The 16,929-nt window shown below is 63.2% G+C and carries 16 protein-coding genes; 2 read left to right on the forward strand and 14 right to left on the reverse strand.

Annotated features, from left to right (window positions below; all coding sequences use genetic code 11):
* Nucleotides 1–150 precede the first annotated feature (150 nt).
* Nucleotides 151–864, reverse strand: a complete 714-nt coding sequence (locus tag NKI61_RS24630; RefSeq protein WP_023692149.1) for a helix-turn-helix domain-containing protein — start codon at nucleotides 862–864, stop codon at nucleotides 151–153.
* 264 nt (nucleotides 865–1,128) lie between these two features.
* Between NKI61_RS24630 and NKI61_RS24635 the strand changes: the two genes are divergently transcribed.
* Nucleotides 1,129–2,487 (forward strand): trimethylamine monooxygenase, encoded by a 1,359-nt coding sequence (locus tag NKI61_RS24635; protein WP_352841322.1) that lies wholly within the window; start codon nucleotides 1,129–1,131, stop codon nucleotides 2,485–2,487.
* A 41-nt stretch (nucleotides 2,488–2,528) separates the two neighbouring features.
* Here the strand turns inward: NKI61_RS24635 and NKI61_RS24640 are convergent, their stop codons facing one another.
* From NKI61_RS24640 to NKI61_RS24690, 11 genes are all read right to left on the reverse strand, one after another.
* Complete coding sequence (locus NKI61_RS24640) at nucleotides 2,529–3,323, reverse strand: hypothetical protein (protein ID WP_023754056.1); 795 nt, start codon at nucleotides 3,321–3,323, stop codon at nucleotides 2,529–2,531.
* A 154-nt stretch (nucleotides 3,324–3,477) separates the two neighbouring features.
* Nucleotides 3,478–3,615 (reverse strand): hypothetical protein, encoded by a 138-nt coding sequence (locus NKI61_RS24645; protein ID WP_023726364.1) that lies wholly within the window; start codon nucleotides 3,613–3,615, stop codon nucleotides 3,478–3,480.
* 4 nt (nucleotides 3,616–3,619) lie between these two features.
* The gene (locus tag NKI61_RS24650; RefSeq protein ID WP_352841324.1) at nucleotides 3,620–4,420 is read right to left on the reverse strand and encodes a hypothetical protein; all 801 of its coding nucleotides are present in this window, start codon (nucleotides 4,418–4,420) and stop codon (nucleotides 3,620–3,622) included.
* 7 nt (nucleotides 4,421–4,427) lie between these two features.
* Entirely contained in the window at nucleotides 4,428–6,407 is a 1,980-nt protein-coding gene (locus NKI61_RS24655) for an ABC transporter permease (RefSeq protein ID WP_352841326.1), read from the reverse strand.
* Nucleotides 6,404–7,483: a quaternary amine ABC transporter ATP-binding protein gene (locus tag NKI61_RS24660; protein WP_352841328.1), complete on the reverse strand. Its 1,080-nt coding sequence runs from the start codon at nucleotides 7,481–7,483 to the stop codon at nucleotides 6,404–6,406. Before NKI61_RS24660 ends, NKI61_RS24655 begins: the two co-directional genes overlap by 4 nt.
* Nucleotides 7,484–7,552: 69 nt before the next feature.
* Nucleotides 7,553–8,527, reverse strand: coding sequence for an ABC transporter substrate-binding protein (locus NKI61_RS24665; protein WP_031193440.1), 975 nt, complete (start codon nucleotides 8,525–8,527; stop codon nucleotides 7,553–7,555).
* Nucleotides 8,528–8,951: 424 nt separating this feature from the next.
* Entirely contained in the window at nucleotides 8,952–9,770 is an 819-nt protein-coding gene (locus NKI61_RS24670; RefSeq protein ID WP_502899916.1) for a glucose 1-dehydrogenase, read from the reverse strand.
* Nucleotides 9,748–10,512 (reverse strand): SDR family oxidoreductase, encoded by a 765-nt coding sequence (locus NKI61_RS24675; RefSeq protein WP_023754060.1) that lies wholly within the window; start codon nucleotides 10,510–10,512, stop codon nucleotides 9,748–9,750. Before NKI61_RS24675 ends, NKI61_RS24670 begins: the two co-directional genes overlap by 23 nt.
* 106 nt (nucleotides 10,513–10,618) lie before the next feature.
* The gene (locus NKI61_RS24680; RefSeq protein WP_027050086.1) at nucleotides 10,619–12,127 is read right to left on the reverse strand and encodes a sugar ABC transporter ATP-binding protein; all 1,509 of its coding nucleotides are present in this window, start codon (nucleotides 12,125–12,127) and stop codon (nucleotides 10,619–10,621) included.
* 29 nt (nucleotides 12,128–12,156) lie between these two features.
* Nucleotides 12,157–13,095 carry a sugar ABC transporter substrate-binding protein gene (locus tag NKI61_RS24685; RefSeq protein ID WP_023684414.1) on the reverse strand — a complete coding sequence of 313 codons (939 nt, stop codon included), beginning with the start codon at nucleotides 13,093–13,095 and terminating at the stop codon, nucleotides 12,157–12,159.
* Nucleotides 13,096–13,224: 129 nt separating this feature from the next.
* Complete coding sequence (locus tag NKI61_RS24690; protein WP_050588086.1) at nucleotides 13,225–14,208, reverse strand: ABC transporter permease; 984 nt, start codon at nucleotides 14,206–14,208, stop codon at nucleotides 13,225–13,227.
* Nucleotides 14,209–14,492: 284 nt separating this feature from the next.
* Between NKI61_RS24690 and NKI61_RS24695 the strand changes: the two genes are divergently transcribed.
* Nucleotides 14,493–15,455: a sugar-binding transcriptional regulator gene (locus tag NKI61_RS24695; protein WP_023684411.1), complete on the forward strand. Its 963-nt coding sequence runs from the start codon at nucleotides 14,493–14,495 to the stop codon at nucleotides 15,453–15,455.
* A 17-nt stretch (nucleotides 15,456–15,472) separates the two neighbouring features.
* Here the strand turns inward: NKI61_RS24695 and NKI61_RS24700 are convergent, their stop codons facing one another.
* The gene (locus NKI61_RS24700; RefSeq protein ID WP_352841334.1) at nucleotides 15,473–16,066 is read right to left on the reverse strand and encodes a hypothetical protein; all 594 of its coding nucleotides are present in this window, start codon (nucleotides 16,064–16,066) and stop codon (nucleotides 15,473–15,475) included.
* Nucleotides 16,067–16,163: 97 nt separating this feature from the next.
* Nucleotides 16,164–16,929: FGGY-family carbohydrate kinase (locus tag NKI61_RS24705; protein ID WP_352841336.1), on the reverse strand; the 766-nt coding region annotated here is incomplete at its 5' end.

Here is a 16,929-nt window from a genome sequence, read left to right on the forward strand (position 1 = left end):
GCCGCTGCGCGGCCACCTTCTCCCCGAGCGGAGAAGAGATCGCCAGCGCTGACGCCAGACTCCTCTCCTCTCGGGGAGAGGTCGGATTGCCCCGAATTGCTCTTGCAATTCGGCCTTGGCAATCCGGGTGAGGGGGCTGCGGCGGTCCGATTACCCAGCGCTATTCTGCGGATAGCAAATGATCGACAGATACCGCATCGGAAGTTTCGTCAGTTGCTCCGGCCCGTGCGGCGCGTCGGCGTCGAAGAACAGGCTGTCGCCCGGCTTCATCGGATAGAGGTTGCTGCCGTGCCGGTACACCACCTCGCCCTCCAGCATATAGAGGAATTCCATGCCCTCATGCTGGAAGGTCGGGAACACATCCGAATCCTCGGTCAGCGTAATCAGATAGGGCTCGACGACGACGCCGCTGGTGTTGGAGCCGATATGGCCGAGCAGATTGTATTGATGGCCGGCGCGGGTGCCGCGGCGTTCGACATCTAGCCCTTCGCCGGCCTTGACGAAGACGGCGCTGCGCTCTTCCTCGAATCGGCGGAAGAAGGCGGTGACGGGAACGCCGAGCGCCCTCGACAGCGCCTGCAGTGTGGTCAGCGACGGCGAGGTGATGCCGTTCTCGATCTTCGACAGCATGCCCAGCGAAATATCGGTGGCGACGGCGAGATCGGCGACGGTGATGCCGAGCTTCTTGCGGAAGGCGCGCACCTCGCGCCCGATCGCCACCTCCAGCACTTTTTCGCGGGTGTCGCGAATGGCATGCGGGTTCTGCGTCAGCGGCGCGCGGATGGTCTTCCCGTCCACGGATGCCTTCGCCGGTGGCTTTGCCCTTGTCGAAGCAGTCTTGGAGTCGGAACTTGTCTTCGCCATCTCGCCCCCGAATCCCATGATTATTTCACTCCAGGTGAACATATTTGGTGCCGATACAGAAACGCAACCGCGCAGCAAGCCCGTTAAGTCGAATGGTGTCCGCACCGGATTTGCGCCGTCATCCGTTTCCGGAAATCCGCTGGGGCGAAACGCGGTTTCTCCACAAGGCCTGTTGACAGCATCCAAGAGGCAATTACTGTCCTGTGAGTGAAATTTGTTTCGTAAGAGCAATTCCAAAAATCGAATGACACCGGGAGGCCTGCCATGAAAACGCGCATTGCCGTCATTGGAGCGGGGCCATCCGGTCTGGCCCAACTCAGGGCCTTCAAGTCGGCTGCCGACAAGGGCGCCGAGATCCCCGAAATCGTCTGCTTCGAAAAGCAGTCCGACTGGGGCGGCCTGTGGAACTACACCTGGCGCACCGGCCTCGACGAGCATGGCGACCCCGTCCACGGCTCGATGTACCGCTACCTCTGGTCGAACGGACCGAAGGAGTGCCTGGAATTCGCCGACTACACATTCGAGGAGCATTTCGGCCGTCCCATCGGCTCCTACCCGCCACGCGCGGTGCTGTGGGATTACATCAAGGGCCGGGTCGAGAAATCAGGCCTACGCAAATGGGTGCGCTTCAACAGTCCGGTGCGCATGGTGACCTTCTCGGACGAGACGAGAAAATTCACCGTCACCGCGCATGACCGCACGAACGACGTCACCTACTCCGAGGAGTTCGACAATGTCGTCGTTGCCTCAGGGCATTTCTCGGTTCCCAACGTTCCCTATTTCGAAGGCTTTTCGACGTTCAACGGCCGTATCCTGCACAGCCATGATTTCCGCGATGCCATGGAGTTCAAGGGCAAGGACATACTGATCATCGGCCGCTCCTATTCTGCCGAGGACATCGGCTCGCAGTGCTACAAATACGGCGCCAGATCGATCACTTCCAGCTACCGCTCCAAACCGATGGGGTTCAAATGGCCGGAGAACTGGAAGGAAGTACCGCTGCTGCAGAAGGTCGTCGGCAAGACGGCGCACTTCAAGGATGGCACCACCAAGGACGTCGACGCCATCATCCTGTGCACCGGCTACCTGCATTCCTTCCCGTTCCTCACGGAAGAGCTGAAACTGAAGACCGCCAATCGCATGTGGCCGGACGGGCTCTATGAGGGCGTCGTGTGGGAGAAGAACCCGAAACTGTCCTATATCGGCATGCAGGACCAGTTCTACACTTTCAACATGTTCGACGCCCAGGCCTGGTTCGCCCGCGACGTCATCATGGGCCGTATCAAGCTGCCGTCGGTACAGGCGATGGCCGAGCACGGCGCCAAGTGGCGGGCACGCGAAGAGACGCTGGAAGACGCCGAGCAGATGATCTGGTTCCAGGGCGACTACACCAAGGAATTGATGGACCAGACCGACTATCCCGGCTTCGACGTCGAGGCGGTCAACCAGACCTTCATGGAGTGGGAGCACCACAAGGCGGAAGACATTATGAGCTTCCGCGACCACGCCTACCGCTCGTTGATGACCGGCACCATGGCGCCATTGCACCATACGCCCTGGCTGCAGGCGCTGGACGACTCGATGGAAAGCTATCTCCAGGTGAAGGGCGTGGCGGCGGAATAGGTCGGCGTGATGCAAAACAATGCGCCGGCACCGGCCCAGTTTCAATTCAGAGGGTAGTCGGGAGCCGCATCGGTCTCCGTCACCTTGACCCACACCAATTCGCTATAATAGGCACCCTCCGGGCCGGTGCCGTACATAGACAGCCTGTCAGCCATCAGCAGATGTGTCATGTCGTTGAGTGCCCGGCCGGTCGGCTCCTCGGGCCAGGCGAAGACGCCGTCGGTTTTGGCGCCGAACCTCACATCGGTGCATCCGAAATCGATCTCGACCTTCCACGACAGCAACGGCCTGATATCGCTGAGCGGCGGGCGCGGCGGATCGGGCTGCTCGAAGTGATGGTCGACCGAGACTCTCGTCGGCACTGCCGGCGTGATGCCTTTGGCTTTGAAGGAGGCGATGGCGTCGTCGCCAAATCGTGCGAGCAGGCCAGCGTGCCATAACCGGTAGGTCGCGCGGAAAAAGCCGCTGACCCGGATAGATTTGCCATCGTTGTTGAAGACGTTCACAGCGGCGTAGAAACGGCGCAGTCGTGGCGCCAGCGCCCGCCAGTCGCATTCGGCCGGTGTCCCCGGCGTCGCGATGAAATCGTCAAGCAGATCGCTGCCGCGCACATTGGCGTTCAGCACCGTGCAATCCTCACCATGGATATGCCAGTGCCGCCGGAGCTCGGCTGCTGCGATGCCAGGCTTGCGCAGCTCTTCCACCGAGGCGCGAACCCGAGCAATCGCGTAGGACGTAGCCGCATCCAACGTCTCAAACCCCGAAACCACATGCTCGCCGGTTTTGGCCATGTCGAAGACGACGACAGTAAAAGGCGGTTTGCGCTGATCGGGCATTCGGCAGCAAGCTCAGGCTGGTCGAGGATGAAGCAGCTTTCCGCGCGAAAATGCGTCAAAGTCAAGAGCTGGAGCGCGGCCTGCCATTTCCAGAAGAGGCGAACTCCAGAAGAGGCGAAACCGTCTATCCGAGCCGTGCTTGAGCTTTCGCGGCTCAGGGGTCGAAGACCGACCGCGATGATGTCGATGGCAGGTTGTTGCCAGCCCGCGACAATGCCGCGACTTTGGACAGTGCGACCAACACTTCCTGGCCGAGATCGCGTGTGCCGGCCACGGGGCAGGTGATGATCATCACTTCAATCCAGCGGATAGTCGGGAGGCGCCTCCGTCTCGGTCACCTTGGCGGTTAGTATCTCGCAGTCGTTGGCCCAGTCGGGGCCATCGCCGCGCATGGCCATCATGTCGGCCATCAGCAGGAACTGCATGGTTCTGAGCGCCCAGTCGGTGGGCTCTTGCGGCCAGGCGAAGATTCCGGCGGCGTCGCCGCCGAACTTCACGTCATGGCAGACAAAACCGACCTCGACCTTCCAGGATCGCAGCGTCACGCCTGGCGGCGGGTAGGGCGGGTCGGGAAGCTCGAAGTAATTGGCGACCATGAGCTTCGTCGGCTCCGCCGGCTCGATCCCCTTGGCCTTGAAGGCGGCAATGGCGTCGTCGCCAAAGCGCTCGAGGAGGCCGTCTCGCGTCAGCCTGTAGGTCGAGCGAAAGAAGCCGCCCGCCCAGACGGATTCGTTGTTGCCGTTGGAGATCAGCAGCGAGGCGCGGAAGCGGCGCAGCCTTGGCGCGAGAACTTGCCAGTTGCATTCGGCCGGCATCGACGGCGTCGCAATGAAATCGTCGAGTAGATCGCTGCCGCGCACTCCGGCGTTCAGCACCGAACAGTCTTCGCCAAAGAGGTGCCAAAGCTGGCGTAATTCGTTGGCTGTGAGGCCAGGCTTGCGCAATTCCTCCACCGAGGCGCGAACCCGCGCAATCGCATAGGCCGTCGCCGCCCCCAGCGTCTCAAACCCCGAAACTACGTGCTCCCCGTCCGGCTCGCCGGTCTTGGCCATGTCGAAGACGAGTACGGCAAAAGGCGGTTCGCCGGGATTGGACATTCAACAATTATCCTAGTCTTGCCCGCGCCTTCGCCGTCCAGGCATTGAACAGCCGGTCTGCGACGATGCCGATGAAAGCGATGGCGAGACCCGCGACAATGCCGCGTCCGGAATCGGCCTTGGACAGCGCGATGAAGACTTCCTGGCCGAGGTCGCGTGTGCCGACCATGGCGCAGATGATGATCATCGCCAGCGCCATCAGGATCGTCTGGTTGACGCCCAGCATGATTTCGGGAAGCGCCAGTGGCAATTGTACCCGAAAGAAGGTCTGGCGCGGCGTGCAGCCGGAAACCTTCGCCGCCTCGATCAGCGCCGGCGGCACCTGCCGGATGCCGTGATTGGTGTAGCGGATCGCCGGCACCACGGCGAAGGCCACCGTTGCGATCATGGCGGTGACGTCGCCGACCCGGAACAGCATCACCACGGGAATGATGAAGCAGAAGGACGGCAGCACCTGCAGCGTGTCGATGATGGGCGTGACGATCTTTTCGAAGCGGTCGCTGCGCGCGGCCATCAGGCCAATCGGGATGCCGATCAGGCAAGCGATGAAGGCCGAGATGCCGCAGAGATAAACCGTCGCCATGGTCTTTTCCCACAGGCCGGTGACGGCGCAGAATGCGGTCAGCGCCGCGACGAGGGCGGCGAGACGCAGGCCACCGAGCTGGTAGCCGGCGAGGCCGAGCAGGGCCACCGCGCCGAGCCACGGAAAGCCTTCGCAGAAGGCGCGCAGCGGGTTCAGTACATTGAGGATGAGCGCCACGCGAAACGCTTCGATCACGTCGAAGAAGTTGATCGTCACCCAGCTCACCGCCGCCTTCCACAATGGCGCGGTGGTGAAGGTGATCGCCTTCGGCACCGCCGCGAAGGCCGGTACGAACAGGCCGAGCAGCGTCGTCACGACCAGGATGGCGATGGCCAGCGACAGATTGGGATAGCGCCGCCAAACGCTCTGGTTCACCTGCCGTTGAACGTGGCCTTTTGCCTGCTTATGCGCGATCGCCTGGCTCAGCCGGTCGAGCGCGATTGCGAGCGCCACAATGGCGAGCCCGGCTTCCATCGCTTCGCCGACCTTCAGCGCACGCAGCGCCAGCAGCACATCATAGCCGAGGCCGCCGGCGCCGATCATCGAGGCGATGATCACCATGTTCAGCGCCAGCATGATCACCTGGTTGACGCCGATCATCAGTGTCGGCCGCGCCGACGGCAGCAGCACGCGCCACAATTTCTGCCGCGCCGTGCAGCCGGCCATCTCTGAGAAATCGTCGATCTCGGAGGGCACCCGCGACAGACCCAGCATCGTTGCTCGCACCATGGGCGGCGTGGCGAAGATGGCGGTGGCGATCATCGCCGAGACCGGGCTGTTGCCGAACAGGAGCAGCATCGGGATGAGATAGGCGAAGGTCGGGATGGTCTGCATCAAATCGAGGGCAGGGGAGATGATCAGCCGCTCGGCCCATGGCTTGCGCCACGCCCAGATGCCGGCGAACAGGCCGGTGACGATGCAGAACGGCACCGCGATGGAAATCAGTGCCAGTGTCAGCATGGCGCTGGTCCATTGGCCGAACAGCGCGGTGTAGAGGAAGCAGCCGCCGACCAGCATGCCGAGTTTTCTACCGCCCACGGCGTGCCCGGCGATGAAGGCGGCTACGCAGACGCCGATCCAGGACAGGCGCGGCAGGACATAGGCATCGGCACCGTGACCAATCTTGAAATTCTTGGCCAGCAGGTCGAGCGCGAAATCGAGGGGAACGCCGAGCACCGCGGTGATCGAGCGGGTCAGCCAGGACAAGTTCGACTTGATCCAGCGCATCAGCGCACTGACCCAGTCGGCGACGGGAACGACCGCATCGGCCGGATAGTCGACCGCCCATGGCAGCCTCTCCTGCAGCAGGAATACCACCAGCACGGCGGCCAGCGCCAGCGCCCAGATCAGCAGCCAGCGCTGAACCGGCGGCCTCGTTTCGCTGGCGCTTGCCGTGACCGTCATGCGCCAGCTCTTTGCTTGTCGATGCCGGCCAGCAGTCCGATCACGGCTTGCGGCGTCACCTCGCCGATCGACTTGCCGCTGCCGTTGACCACCGCGAACGGTTTTCCCGAAGCGACGATGCTGGCCGAGAAGCTGGCGATCCTGGCGTCGGGCGAAACCGTGCCGCCATGCTCGGAGCCATCCAGGGCACGCATCAGGCTGCGCGCCGAAATCACCTTGGCGCGGTCGACATCCCGGGTGAATTCGGCGACATAGTCGGTCGCCGGATTGACCACCAGTTGCTCCGGTGTGCCGATCTGGATGACCTCGCCGTCCTTCATGATGGCGATGCGGTCGGCCAGCCTGATCGCCTCGTCGAAATCATGGGTGATGAAAACGATGGTCTTGTGCAGCATGGTCTGCAGCCGCATCAGCTCGTCCTGCATCTCGCGGCGGATCAATGGGTCAAGCGCCGAGAACGGCTCGTCGAGGAACCAGATCTCCGGCTTGGTCGCGAGGCTGCGGGCAATGCCGACGCGCTGCTGCTGGCCGCCGGAGAGTTCGCGCGGATAGAAATGCTCGCGGCCGCGTAAGCCCACGAGATCGATCACCTCCCGCGCTCTCGCTTCGCGCGTCGGCCGGTCCTGGCCCTGGATACTCAGCGGGAAGGCAATGTTCTCCAGCACGTTCAGATGCGGCAGCAGCGCGAAATTCTGGAACACCATGCCCATGCGATGGCGCCGCAGTTCGATCAGCGCCGAATCGGAAATCTTGAGCAGATCGTTGCCTTCGAATTCGACCTTGCCGTGGGTCGGCTCGACCAGCCGCGACATGCAGCGCACCAGCGTCGACTTGCCGGAGCCGGACAGCCCCATAATGATGAAAATCTCGCCCTGGCGGATTTCGAGATCGACGGCGCGCACCGCACCCACCAGTCCTGCGGCAGCGACATCGGCCATGCTGGCCTTGCCGTCACGCTCGCGGATGAAGCTGGCCGCGTTCGATCCGAACAGTTTCCAGACGTTGCGGCAGGCAAGCTTTATCGGCCGCGCATCCTTTGGCGTGCCAACTGCCTGCGGTTCAGTCGCTTCCGTCATCCAATGGTCCTTCTGGAAAATGGAGATAAGACCCGGCCGCTAGGCCGGGTCCGGCTTCCAGTCAGGCGATCACTGCGCCCAGGCTTTCCAGTCGGCTTCGTGGGCAGCGATCCAGGCGGCGGCGACGTCTTCCGGCGTCTTGCCGCCAAGATCGATCTCGCCGCTCATCTTGTTGAGCTCATCGGTGTCGATCGTGTAGGCCTTGGTCACCTTGTAGGCGATCGGCCATTTGTCCTTCATGCCGGACCAGGAGTATTTCCAGATCTCGCCATGCGGCTTGCCGCAATCATATTTGGCATCCGGGTTGGTGCCCCATTTCGGATCGGTGTAGCACTCGGGCGTATACTCCGGGAATTCGACCCACTCGCCCTTGTACTTGGCCGGCGCCCAGTGCGGCGAATAGATCCACAGCATGATCGGCGCCTTGCGCTGATAGGCCGAGTCCAACTCGGCGAACATCGCCGCGTCGGTGCCGGCATGGATGACGGTGAAGGGCAGCTTCAGCGCCTCGACGCGCTCGTCGTCAAAACCCTCCCAGGTTACCGGGCCGCCGAGATAGCGGCCCTTCGGCGCCGTCTCCGCTGTCGAGAACGCCTCGGCGCATTTCGGGTCCTTCAGCGCTTCCCAATTGGGCAGGCCGGGGCATTTCTCCTTCATATATTCGGGAAACCACCATTCCTCCTTGGCCTTCGGCCCGAGCTTGCCCAGCCGCTCGGTCTGGCCGGTGGCGTCTGAAGCCTTCATCGCCTCGCCGGCCGTCGTGTCCCAGAACTCCAGGCCGACATCGAGGTCGCCATTGGTGAGACCGGTGGTCAGGCTGGAGAGGTAGTCGGCGGTCGGATATTCGACGGTATAGCCGAGCTTTTCGAGGATACCGCCAAGGATCTTGGCGTTGAGGTTGACGCTGGTCCAGTCGAACAGCGCGATCTTGATCGGGTCGTTGGATTCAGGTGCTGCTGCGTGGACCGGTGATGTAAGCGCACTTGCGGTGGCAAGCGCCAAGGCTCCCATTGATAGGTTCGAAATCACACTGCGAAATGACATGCTTGTTCTCCTGTCAAACCATGTGGAAATTTCTTGATCGTTCCCTTCTTGCGTCTTTTCTTGATTGTGTTGGAAAGGCGGGTCGTTACGCAAGCTCGTTCGCACCAAGCCAGTGGCGCGGCCGCAACTTGCGCAGGCGAAATGGTTGCTCGACTTGGTGTTTATGTGATGCCGGGCGGGCCCGCGTCATGGCATCGGATGGATTGCTGCGTGAGCAATCGTCAACAGATCGATCGCCGCTCCAGCGGCGCTCTCAGACGTGCGAGCCATCAAGGTCCCATGGTCTCGGCCGGCGAGCCCCATCCCCGCCAAGGCCGTTTCATGAGATGAAATTATATATACCAACGTTCATGCGGCGCAACGGCTGATGCCCTGTGCTGCGCCGAATTTCAGACTGGTCGATTGCCAACCGCCGGAGCGGACTTCACGACATGATCAGGCCGCCATCGACATTGATGGTTTGGCCGGTGATGTAGGTGGCGTCGTCGCTGGCGAGAAAGCTGACTAGGCCGGACACGTCCTCGCCGCTGCCGGCGCGGCCCATCGGGATGTTCTTCACCCATTCGGCCATCAGCTCGCCGGGCTTGTAGTCACCCATCAGCTTGCCCCACGCTGCGTCATTATAGGCCCACATGTCCGTGTCGATGATGCCGGGGCAGATGGCGTTGACGGTGATCTTTTCCTTGGCCACTTCCTTGGCCAGGCTCTGGGTAATGCCGACGACGCCGAACTTCGACGCCGCATAGTGCGGCGTGTAGATGAAACCCTGCCGCGCCTGGCCCGATGCCGTGTTGATCAGCCGGCCGCCATCGCCATGCTTGCGAATGCGCGCGATCGCTTCCTGGCAGCACAGGAACACGCCCTTGGTGTTGACGGCCATCACCTTGTCCCACTCGGCTTCGGTCATTGCCTCGATCCGGGCGATGGTGATGACGCCGGCATTCTGCACCGAAATGTCGACACGGCCGAATTCCTTCTCGGCGAGATCGTAAAGCGCTGTGACCTCATCCTTCCTGGTAACGTCCATGCGCATCGACGCGACCTTGGCGCCCGCGGCTTTCAGGCTGGCGGCAACCTCTTCGACGCGGGCATCGATGGCGCTGACCACGACCGCGGCACCTTCCGCGGCGAAGCGCTTCGCCATCGCCGCGCCGATGCCGCCGCTGGCTCCGGTGATCACAGCAGTCTTGCCTTCAAAACGCTTCTGCACTTTTCTTCTCCTACCAGCAGACAAAGCCGCCATCGACGATCAGGTCGATGCCGGTGACGTAACTCGCGGCGCGGCTGGCCAGGAACACGGTCGGGCCGACCATCTCTTCCGGCGTCGCCATGCGCCCCATGGGCGTGTCGCGTTCGAAGATCTTGATCTGTTCGGCGACCTCCGGCCGCTTGTTCATCGGCGTCAGCGTGTAGCCTGGGCTCACCACATTGACGCGCAGGCCGCGATCGGCCCATTCCATGGCGAGGCTTTTCGACATGTGGATGACCGCCGCCTTCGACGAATTGTAATGCGCCTGGGTCAGGCCGCGATTGACGATCGAACCCGACATGGAGGCGATGTTGATGATCGAGCCCTTGCGTCGTGAAAGCATGGCGCGCGCTTCGGCCTGGCAGGACAGGAACACGCCGCTGACATTGACGTCGTAGATTTTCTGCCACGTCTCCAGCGGCAGCGTCTCGGCCGGCTCGGCCCCGGCGATGCCGGCATTGTTGACGGCGATGGTCAACGCGCCGAGTTCGTTCTCGGTGCGCTCGATCGCTGACGCGAGATCGGCCTCCGACGTCACCGTGCCGGTCAGCACCAGCGCCTTGCGGCCAAGTGCCGAAATCTTGTGCGCCGTCTCGTCCAGCCCGCCCTTGGAGGTGTGGCCGAAACAGACGACATCGGCGCCGGCTTCGGCCAATCCAATGGCGATCGCTTGCCCGATGCCGCTGCCGGCGCCTGTTACCAGCGCTACGTCGCCGCTGAGATCGAATAGTTTCATGTTGTTCCCCCTCCTGAAATGAAGGGGCGCCAGTCTTTGCTGGCGCCCCGCGCGGTCCGGTCCTTGGGAGGATACCACCTGCTGCGCTTTGTTCCGACTCCTGTCCTCAGCTCGTGGCGAGTTCCATCACCGCGACATTGCTGGCCTCGCTGCGGCCGAGAATGCCGCGCTGGCGGCCGCGGCTCAGCACCAGCACGCGGTGCGACAGCCCCAGCACCTCCTCGAGGTCGGAGCTGACCACCACCACCGCCATGCCGGAGCGGGCGAGGTCGGCGATCACGTCGTAAATAGCCGCACGCGCGCCGACATCGATGCCGCGCGTCGGTTCATCGAGGATGAACACCTTCGGCGGCCGCGACACCCATTTGGCAATGATCACCTTCTGCTGGTTGCCGCCGGAAAGCTTGCTGACCGCCTGGCCAGGTTTGCCCTTGACCCCGAGCCTTGCGATGCAGGCTTCGGCGAATTTCTGCACCGCCTTCGGAAACACCCAGCCCTTCGGCGCGACATGGTCGAAATTGCCGAACGCCAAATTCTCGCCGATGGTCTGGTCGAGCACGACGCCTTGCGCCTTGCGGTCTTCCGGCACCAGCACGACGCCGGCCTTGATGGCTGCCGCCGGCCCGCTGAGATGCACCGGTTTGCCGGCAACGCGCACCGAGCCCGACGAGATCGGATCGGCGCCGGCGATCGCCCGCACCAGTTCGGTGCGGCCGGCGCCGATCAACCCGGCAATGCCTAGGATCTCGCCTGCTTTGACCGAGAAGGAAACGTTGTTGAAACTTTTCTCCGGCGAAGACAGGTTGTCGACCTCGAGCAGCGTCTCCTCGCGCGGCGGCGACAGATGCGGGAACATCCGCTCGACCGAGCGGCCGACCATCTGCTCCACCACTGTGCGCACGGGAATATCGGCGCGCTCGTGGCGGGCGACGATGCGTCCGTCGCGCATCACCACCACGCGGTCGGCAATCTGCGCGATCTCGTCGAGACGATGGCTGATATAGATGAAGGACATGCCTTCCGCCTTGAGCTTGCGGATCTGCTGGAACAAAAGCTCCGTTTCCTCGCCGCCAAGCGCTGCGGTCGGTTCGTCGAAGATCAGCAATTCGGCATTCAGCGTCAGCGCCTTGGCGATCTCGACCTGCTGCTGGGCGGCGATGCGCAGCGTGCCCACCTTGCGCTCGGGCGAGACGTCGAGGCCAAGCCGCTTCAACTGCGCCGAGGCCTTGGCGTTCATCGCTGCGCGGTCGATGCGGCCGCCGCGCATCGGCAGGCGCCCGACATAGACATTCTCTGCCACCGACAGGTCCGGCAGCAACTTCAGTTCCTGGTGGATCATGCCGACGCCGGCATCGATGGCGGCGGCGGGCGAGGCGGGGGAATAGGGCTTCCCCCGCCAGGTGATGGTGCCCGCGTCGGGCCGGGTCGAGCCGGCGATGATGTTGGACACCGTCGACTTGCCGGCGCCGTTTTCGCCGAGCAGCGCCACGACCTCGCCCGGCCGCACCTCAAAGCTTGCATCGGCCAGGACCTGGACCGGTCCGTAGCTCTTGCAAAGGCCGTTGACGAAGAGCCCGTTGTGCGGGCTTTCGCTGTGGCGAGGATCAGGAGACATCGTGGTGCTCTCTTAAGCGGTGCCGTTCGTTACGGATGCTTGGCGATGAACTGCTCGACATTGTCCTTGGTGGTCAGCGTCGCATCCTGCAGCTGCTCGGCCGGAACGCTTTCGCCGGCCACCAGCTTGATCGCCGCATCGACGGCGAGACGGCCCATGCCTTGCGTCTGCTGCGTCGCGGTGACGTCGAACACACCGTCCTTCAGCGCCTTGAGCGCGGCCACGTCGCCATCGAAGCCGGCGACCCAGACCTTGTGGCCGGGATTGGCGACCTTGACTGCCTGCGCCGCACCCAGCGCCAGCGCATCGGCCTGGCCGATGACAATGGAGACGTCGGGATGCGACTGCAGCAGGTCCTGCGTCAGCTTGAAGCCTTCGTCCTGGTGCCAGCCTTCGCTCCACAATTCGCCGACCACCTTGATATCGGGATAGGCCTTGAGCGCTTCGCCGCAGCCCTTCGAGCGATCCACTTCCGGCGTGGTGCCCTTCTGGCCGTGGATGATGATCAGTTCGCCTTTGCCGCCGGCCTGCTTGGCGATGTAGTCGCACACCGCCTGCGCCGAGGCGACGCTGTTGGTGGCGATGAAGGTGTCGCCGGGCGCGCCGTCGGCGTTGCGGTCGACATTGACGACCGGGATGCCGGCAGCCTTGGCGGTCTTGGTCGGCACGGTGGCGGCTGTGGCGCCGGCCGGAATGTAGATCAGCGCGTCGATGTTCTGCGTGATCAAATCCTGTACCTGGCTGACCTGCGTTGCCGAATCGCCCTTGGCGTCGACGGTGACGATCTCGATGCCCTTTTCCTTGCCGTAGGCTTCGACCGACTGCTTGATCTGGTTGAAGAAGTCGGCCTGCAAATTGGCCACGGCGAGGCCAAGCTTCTTGGCCTCCTTGGCCGAGGCCATGTCGGTCAGCCCGAGCAGCGGAATGATGGCGGCCGCGGCAAGCAGCAATGAACGTTTGGTCAGCATGTGTTTCCTCCGTTGATAGTCAAACTGTCCCGCCAGCGCATCGCGCCCCTTGGAACATCCCAGTTTCGGATCGACCGATCCGTCTATCGCCCGGACGTTCCGGGCGAATTCTCAATTGTGCCCCGCTCTCTATCGCGCCCTGCGCCGCCAGGTGTCGCTGGCGACGGCCAGCGCGATCACCACGCCGATCACCACCTGCTGGATGAAGGGCGAGACGCCGAGCAGATTGAGGCCGTTGCGCAGCACGCCGATGATGAGCACGCCGACCGCTGTGCCGCCGATCGAACCGACGCCGCCCGAGAGGCTGGCGCCGCCGATCACCACCGCCGCGATGGTGTCGAGTTCATAGCCCAGGCCGGAACTCGGCTGCACCGAATCCAGCCGCGCGGCGAGCACAATGCCTGCAAGACCCGCAAGCACGCCGCAGATGGCATAGACCCAGTTGGTCAGCGACTTCACCGGAATGCCGGAGAGCCGCGCCACCTCGGCGCTGCCGCCGATGGCGTAAAGGCTGCGGCCGGTGGCGCGGTAGTTGAGGAAGATGGCGAAGACGATCGCCAGCACCATCATCACCCCGACTGTGACCGACAGGAAGCCGAAATGGCGGATGATTGACAGGCTGGTGAACCAGTCGGGAAAGCCGACGATCTGCGAGCCGTCGGTGATCATGTTGGCAAGGCCGCGCGCCACCGACATCATCGCCAGCGTCGCGATGAACGGCGGCAGCCGGGTAACGGTCACCAGCAGGCCGGACACCAGTCCGCAAAGGCCGGCGACGACCAGTGCTGCAACGACGCCGGCCGCAAGGCCGAGATTGAGATAGTCGGGATGGGAGACAAAGCCCATCACCATGGCGGCCAGCGCCAGCACCGAGCCGACCGAGAGATCGATGCCGCCGATCAGGATCACCAGCGTCATCCCGATTGCCATGATGCCGAGCACCGTGATCTGGTCAAGTACGTTGAGGATGTTGCGCACGGTGAGGAACGTGTCGGTGGTCAGCGTCAGCGCCAGGCAAAGCAGCAGCAGCCCGATCAGCGGCCCCATGGTTCCGGCAAACAGCGCCGACAGCTTCGCGGCCGTCGCACCTTGAGTGCCGGGCGCGGCTTTCAACTCGCCAGCCTTCGACTCGCTTGCATCATTACTCACGGCCACTTCGTCTCCTCCGTCAGCGAAACGGCGATGGCCTGCCGTCCGCTCTTGTTCACCAGGCACCTCCCTGTGAACAATTTATCTTTGATATGCAATTTTGTTCAGCTAAACTGTTCATTAGAAAATTGTCAAGAGCCGTTGCGCCATTCGGCGGTGGTTTGCGCCACAGGGCGGTTTGTCCTAGGGAAGGCCAGGGGGCGGCGCTTGCGGAAAGATTTCCGAAATCTGCCGCGGGAGGGCAAAAGATGGCGACCGTCGAAAACGAGAAGGCCTCGCGCTTCCCCGATGCCGAGCTCAAGGCCCGGGCCGCCTGGCATTACTATGTCGAAGGTCTGACGCAAGAGCGCATCTCCGAGATTCTTGGCGTCGGCCGCATCAAGGTGCACCGCATTCTCTCCGCTGCGCGAGAGGAGGGCATCGTGCAGTTCCGCATTCGCGACAGTGTCGTCGAATGCGTGCAGCTCGAGGAGAGCCTGAAGCAGCGTTTCGGGCTCAGCCAGGCGGTCGTGGTGCCATCAGCCGCTGATCGCAGCAACGCGCCGCTGATGATCGGCCACGCGGCTGCCGCCTATCTCGCCGACAATGTGAATGCCGGCGACGTCATTGCGCTGGGCTGGGGTCGCACCCTGAAATTCGCCATCAACGAACTGCCGAGGCGGCCGATCGCCAGGACGACGGTTGTCTCGATGCTCGGCGGCCTCACCCACGCGCAGCCGCTCAACCCGACCGAAAGCGCCTGGGAGTTCGCCGAAAAGATCGGCGCTGAATGTTTCCTGCTGCCGGTGCCGGTCTATGCCGACAAGCCGGAACAGCGCGATGCCTTCATGAGCCAGCGCAGCGTTCAGGATGTCGTCTTCCGCGCGCGCCGCGCCAACATCGCCGTGCTCAGCGTCGGCTCGTTTTCCAAGGACAGCCCGATCGCCAATTACGGCTTCATCAAACCGAGCGAACTAGAGGAATTGCAGGCGGCCGGCGCGGTCGGCGACCTCTTGTGCCATTTCATCGACGCCGAGGGCCACTCTGTCGACCATGAGGTCAACCGCCGCGTCTGCGCCTATCCGCTGCAGGATCTGTCCGATATTCCGAGCATCATCCTGGTGTCAGGCGGTCAGGAGAAGGTCGCCGTCATGCGCGCGGCGCTCGCCAACACCAGGATTTCGGTGCTCATTACCGATGAAGATGCGGCCAAAGGCCTGCTCAACCGTTGAGCGCTGTCCGGCGTCGGTCAGAATTCGCAGGGCTCCGGACGATTGTCGTCCGACCAGTCGGCCAGTGCGATCGGCACGAATTTTCCCGCGACCGGTTTGCCGTCGTCTAGGTCCTTTGAGGCAACGCCTCTGCCGGTGAGAAAATTGATGTCGCAACCGCCCAGCGTCGTCTCGACCGAGCCGTCGGCTTTCTGCACATTCCAGTCCCAGTCGCGACTGTAGCCGGCGACAAGGAATTTACCGCCGCGCCAGACGATGGTCAGCGTTGTATCCCATGATTTGTTGGCGCCGCAGCCGAAGCACGAGGTGACGACAAGCGATCCCTTACCCTTGCTTTCGAGCCCGAGAATACGGTCCTGCGTCAGCGCCTTTTTGACAAAGTCAGGCTTGCGCGAAGGATCGAGCTTTCCTTCGCCGGCAGCCAGATAGATCGAGAGATCCGCCAGCCCGCTGTCGGAATCCGCCGCGATCGCGGCCCGATCCATCCTGCCGTCCTTGTCCATGTCGAGCGTGACCTCGAAGGGCGGCTCGTCCTGCGCACGCGCCGTCATCGGAGCTGCCGCAAGCGCGACAATCCAGGGCAGGGCGGCAAGGTGAAATACTGCTTTCATGAGCCCGATGAGTCTAGCATTGGCCGGGCAGGACGCAAAATCGGCAAGCTGGGCAGGTTGGGCATGGGAGCCTCACGCAGGCAAGCTGCGCTTGAACTCAGATCGCACCGAGCCGCGCGTGGATGTCGCGTGTCGCGTGATAGAGGTCGCGGTAGATCGCCTTGCGCGCCCGGTAAGCCGGCACCAGCGTCATATCCGGATCGACACGCCTGGCCGGCGCCGCCGCCATTGCCTTGGCGGCGTCTTCCGCCGAGGCGAACCAGCCGATCGCCGAAGCCGCCAGCATGGCCGCGCCAAGGGCCGCCGCCTCGTTGACCGGCGACACGAACAGCGGCCGCTCCAGCACGCTGGCCATGATCTTCATCAGCAGCGCCGAATTGGTGCCGCCGCCAGCGGAAATCATCTCTCCCGGCTTGCCGCCGCTTTCGGCCTCCATCGCCTCGCTGGCGATGGCCTGCTCCAAAGCGATGCCTTCCAGCGTGGCGCGGAAGAGATGCCTGGGCTCATGGTCGAGCGACAGGCCAACAACGGCGCCGCGAGCCGCGCCATCCCAATAGGGGCTCATGACGCCGGCCCAATAGGGCATGACCAAAAGACCGTCGCCGCCGGCCGCAACATCGACCGCACCCTTCTCCAGTTCTGCCGCGGAAGACGCGCCGGTGGTGCGCACGATCCAGTCGACCAGTTGCATGCCCGAGCGCAGCACGGTTTCCAGCATGAAGCCGGAGCCGGTCGGCGAGACCAGCGTGCGAAACGCGTCCGATGTGGTGACCGTGCCGGAATAGCAGCCGCTGACGACGCCGGAGCCGAGCGAGAGATAGCTCCTGCCGGCACCATAGACGCCCATGCCGAGACCCATGGCC

Origin of the sequence: Mesorhizobium sp. M0514 (genome assembly GCF_040321145.1) — a bacterium.
Classification (GTDB): domain Bacteria; phylum Pseudomonadota; class Alphaproteobacteria; order Rhizobiales; family Rhizobiaceae; genus Mesorhizobium.

What these genes read in the sequence shown, in the direction of transcription:
- NKI61_RS24635 (WP_352841322.1), top strand. Translation starts at nt 1,129, where the DNA reads ATGAAAACGCGCATTGCCGTCATTGGAGCGGGGCCATCCGGTCTGGCC.
- NKI61_RS24645 (WP_023726364.1), bottom strand. Translation starts at nt 3,615, where the DNA reads ATGATCATCACCTGCCCCGTGGCCGGCACACGCGATCTCGGCCAGGAA.
- NKI61_RS24660 (WP_352841328.1), bottom strand. Translation starts at nt 7,483, where the DNA reads ATGACGGAAGCGACTGAACCGCAGGCAGTTGGCACGCCAAAGGATGCG.
- NKI61_RS24695 (WP_023684411.1), top strand. Translation starts at nt 14,493, where the DNA reads ATGGCGACCGTCGAAAACGAGAAGGCCTCGCGCTTCCCCGATGCCGAG.
- NKI61_RS24650 (WP_352841324.1), bottom strand. Translation starts at nt 4,420, where the DNA reads ATGTCCAATCCCGGCGAACCGCCTTTTGCCGTACTCGTCTTCGACATG.
- NKI61_RS24700 (WP_352841334.1), bottom strand. Translation starts at nt 16,066, where the DNA reads ATGAAAGCAGTATTTCACCTTGCCGCCCTGCCCTGGATTGTCGCGCTT.
- NKI61_RS24640 (WP_023754056.1), bottom strand. Translation starts at nt 3,323, where the DNA reads ATGCCCGATCAGCGCAAACCGCCTTTTACTGTCGTCGTCTTCGACATG.
- NKI61_RS24670 (WP_502899916.1), bottom strand. Translation starts at nt 9,770, where the DNA reads ATGGCGGCTTTGTCTGCTGGTAGGAGAAGAAAAGTGCAGAAGCGTTTT.
- NKI61_RS24685 (WP_023684414.1), bottom strand. Translation starts at nt 13,095, where the DNA reads ATGCTGACCAAACGTTCATTGCTGCTTGCCGCGGCCGCCATCATTCCG.
- NKI61_RS24630 (WP_023692149.1), bottom strand. Translation starts at nt 864, where the DNA reads ATGGCGAAGACAAGTTCCGACTCCAAGACTGCTTCGACAAGGGCAAAG.
- NKI61_RS24665 (WP_031193440.1), bottom strand. Translation starts at nt 8,527, where the DNA reads ATGTCATTTCGCAGTGTGATTTCGAACCTATCAATGGGAGCCTTGGCG.
- NKI61_RS24675 (WP_023754060.1), bottom strand. Translation starts at nt 10,512, where the DNA reads ATGAAACTATTCGATCTCAGCGGCGACGTAGCGCTGGTAACAGGCGCC.
- NKI61_RS24655 (WP_352841326.1), bottom strand. Translation starts at nt 6,407, where the DNA reads ATGACGGTCACGGCAAGCGCCAGCGAAACGAGGCCGCCGGTTCAGCGC.
- NKI61_RS24680 (WP_027050086.1), bottom strand. Translation starts at nt 12,127, where the DNA reads ATGTCTCCTGATCCTCGCCACAGCGAAAGCCCGCACAACGGGCTCTTC.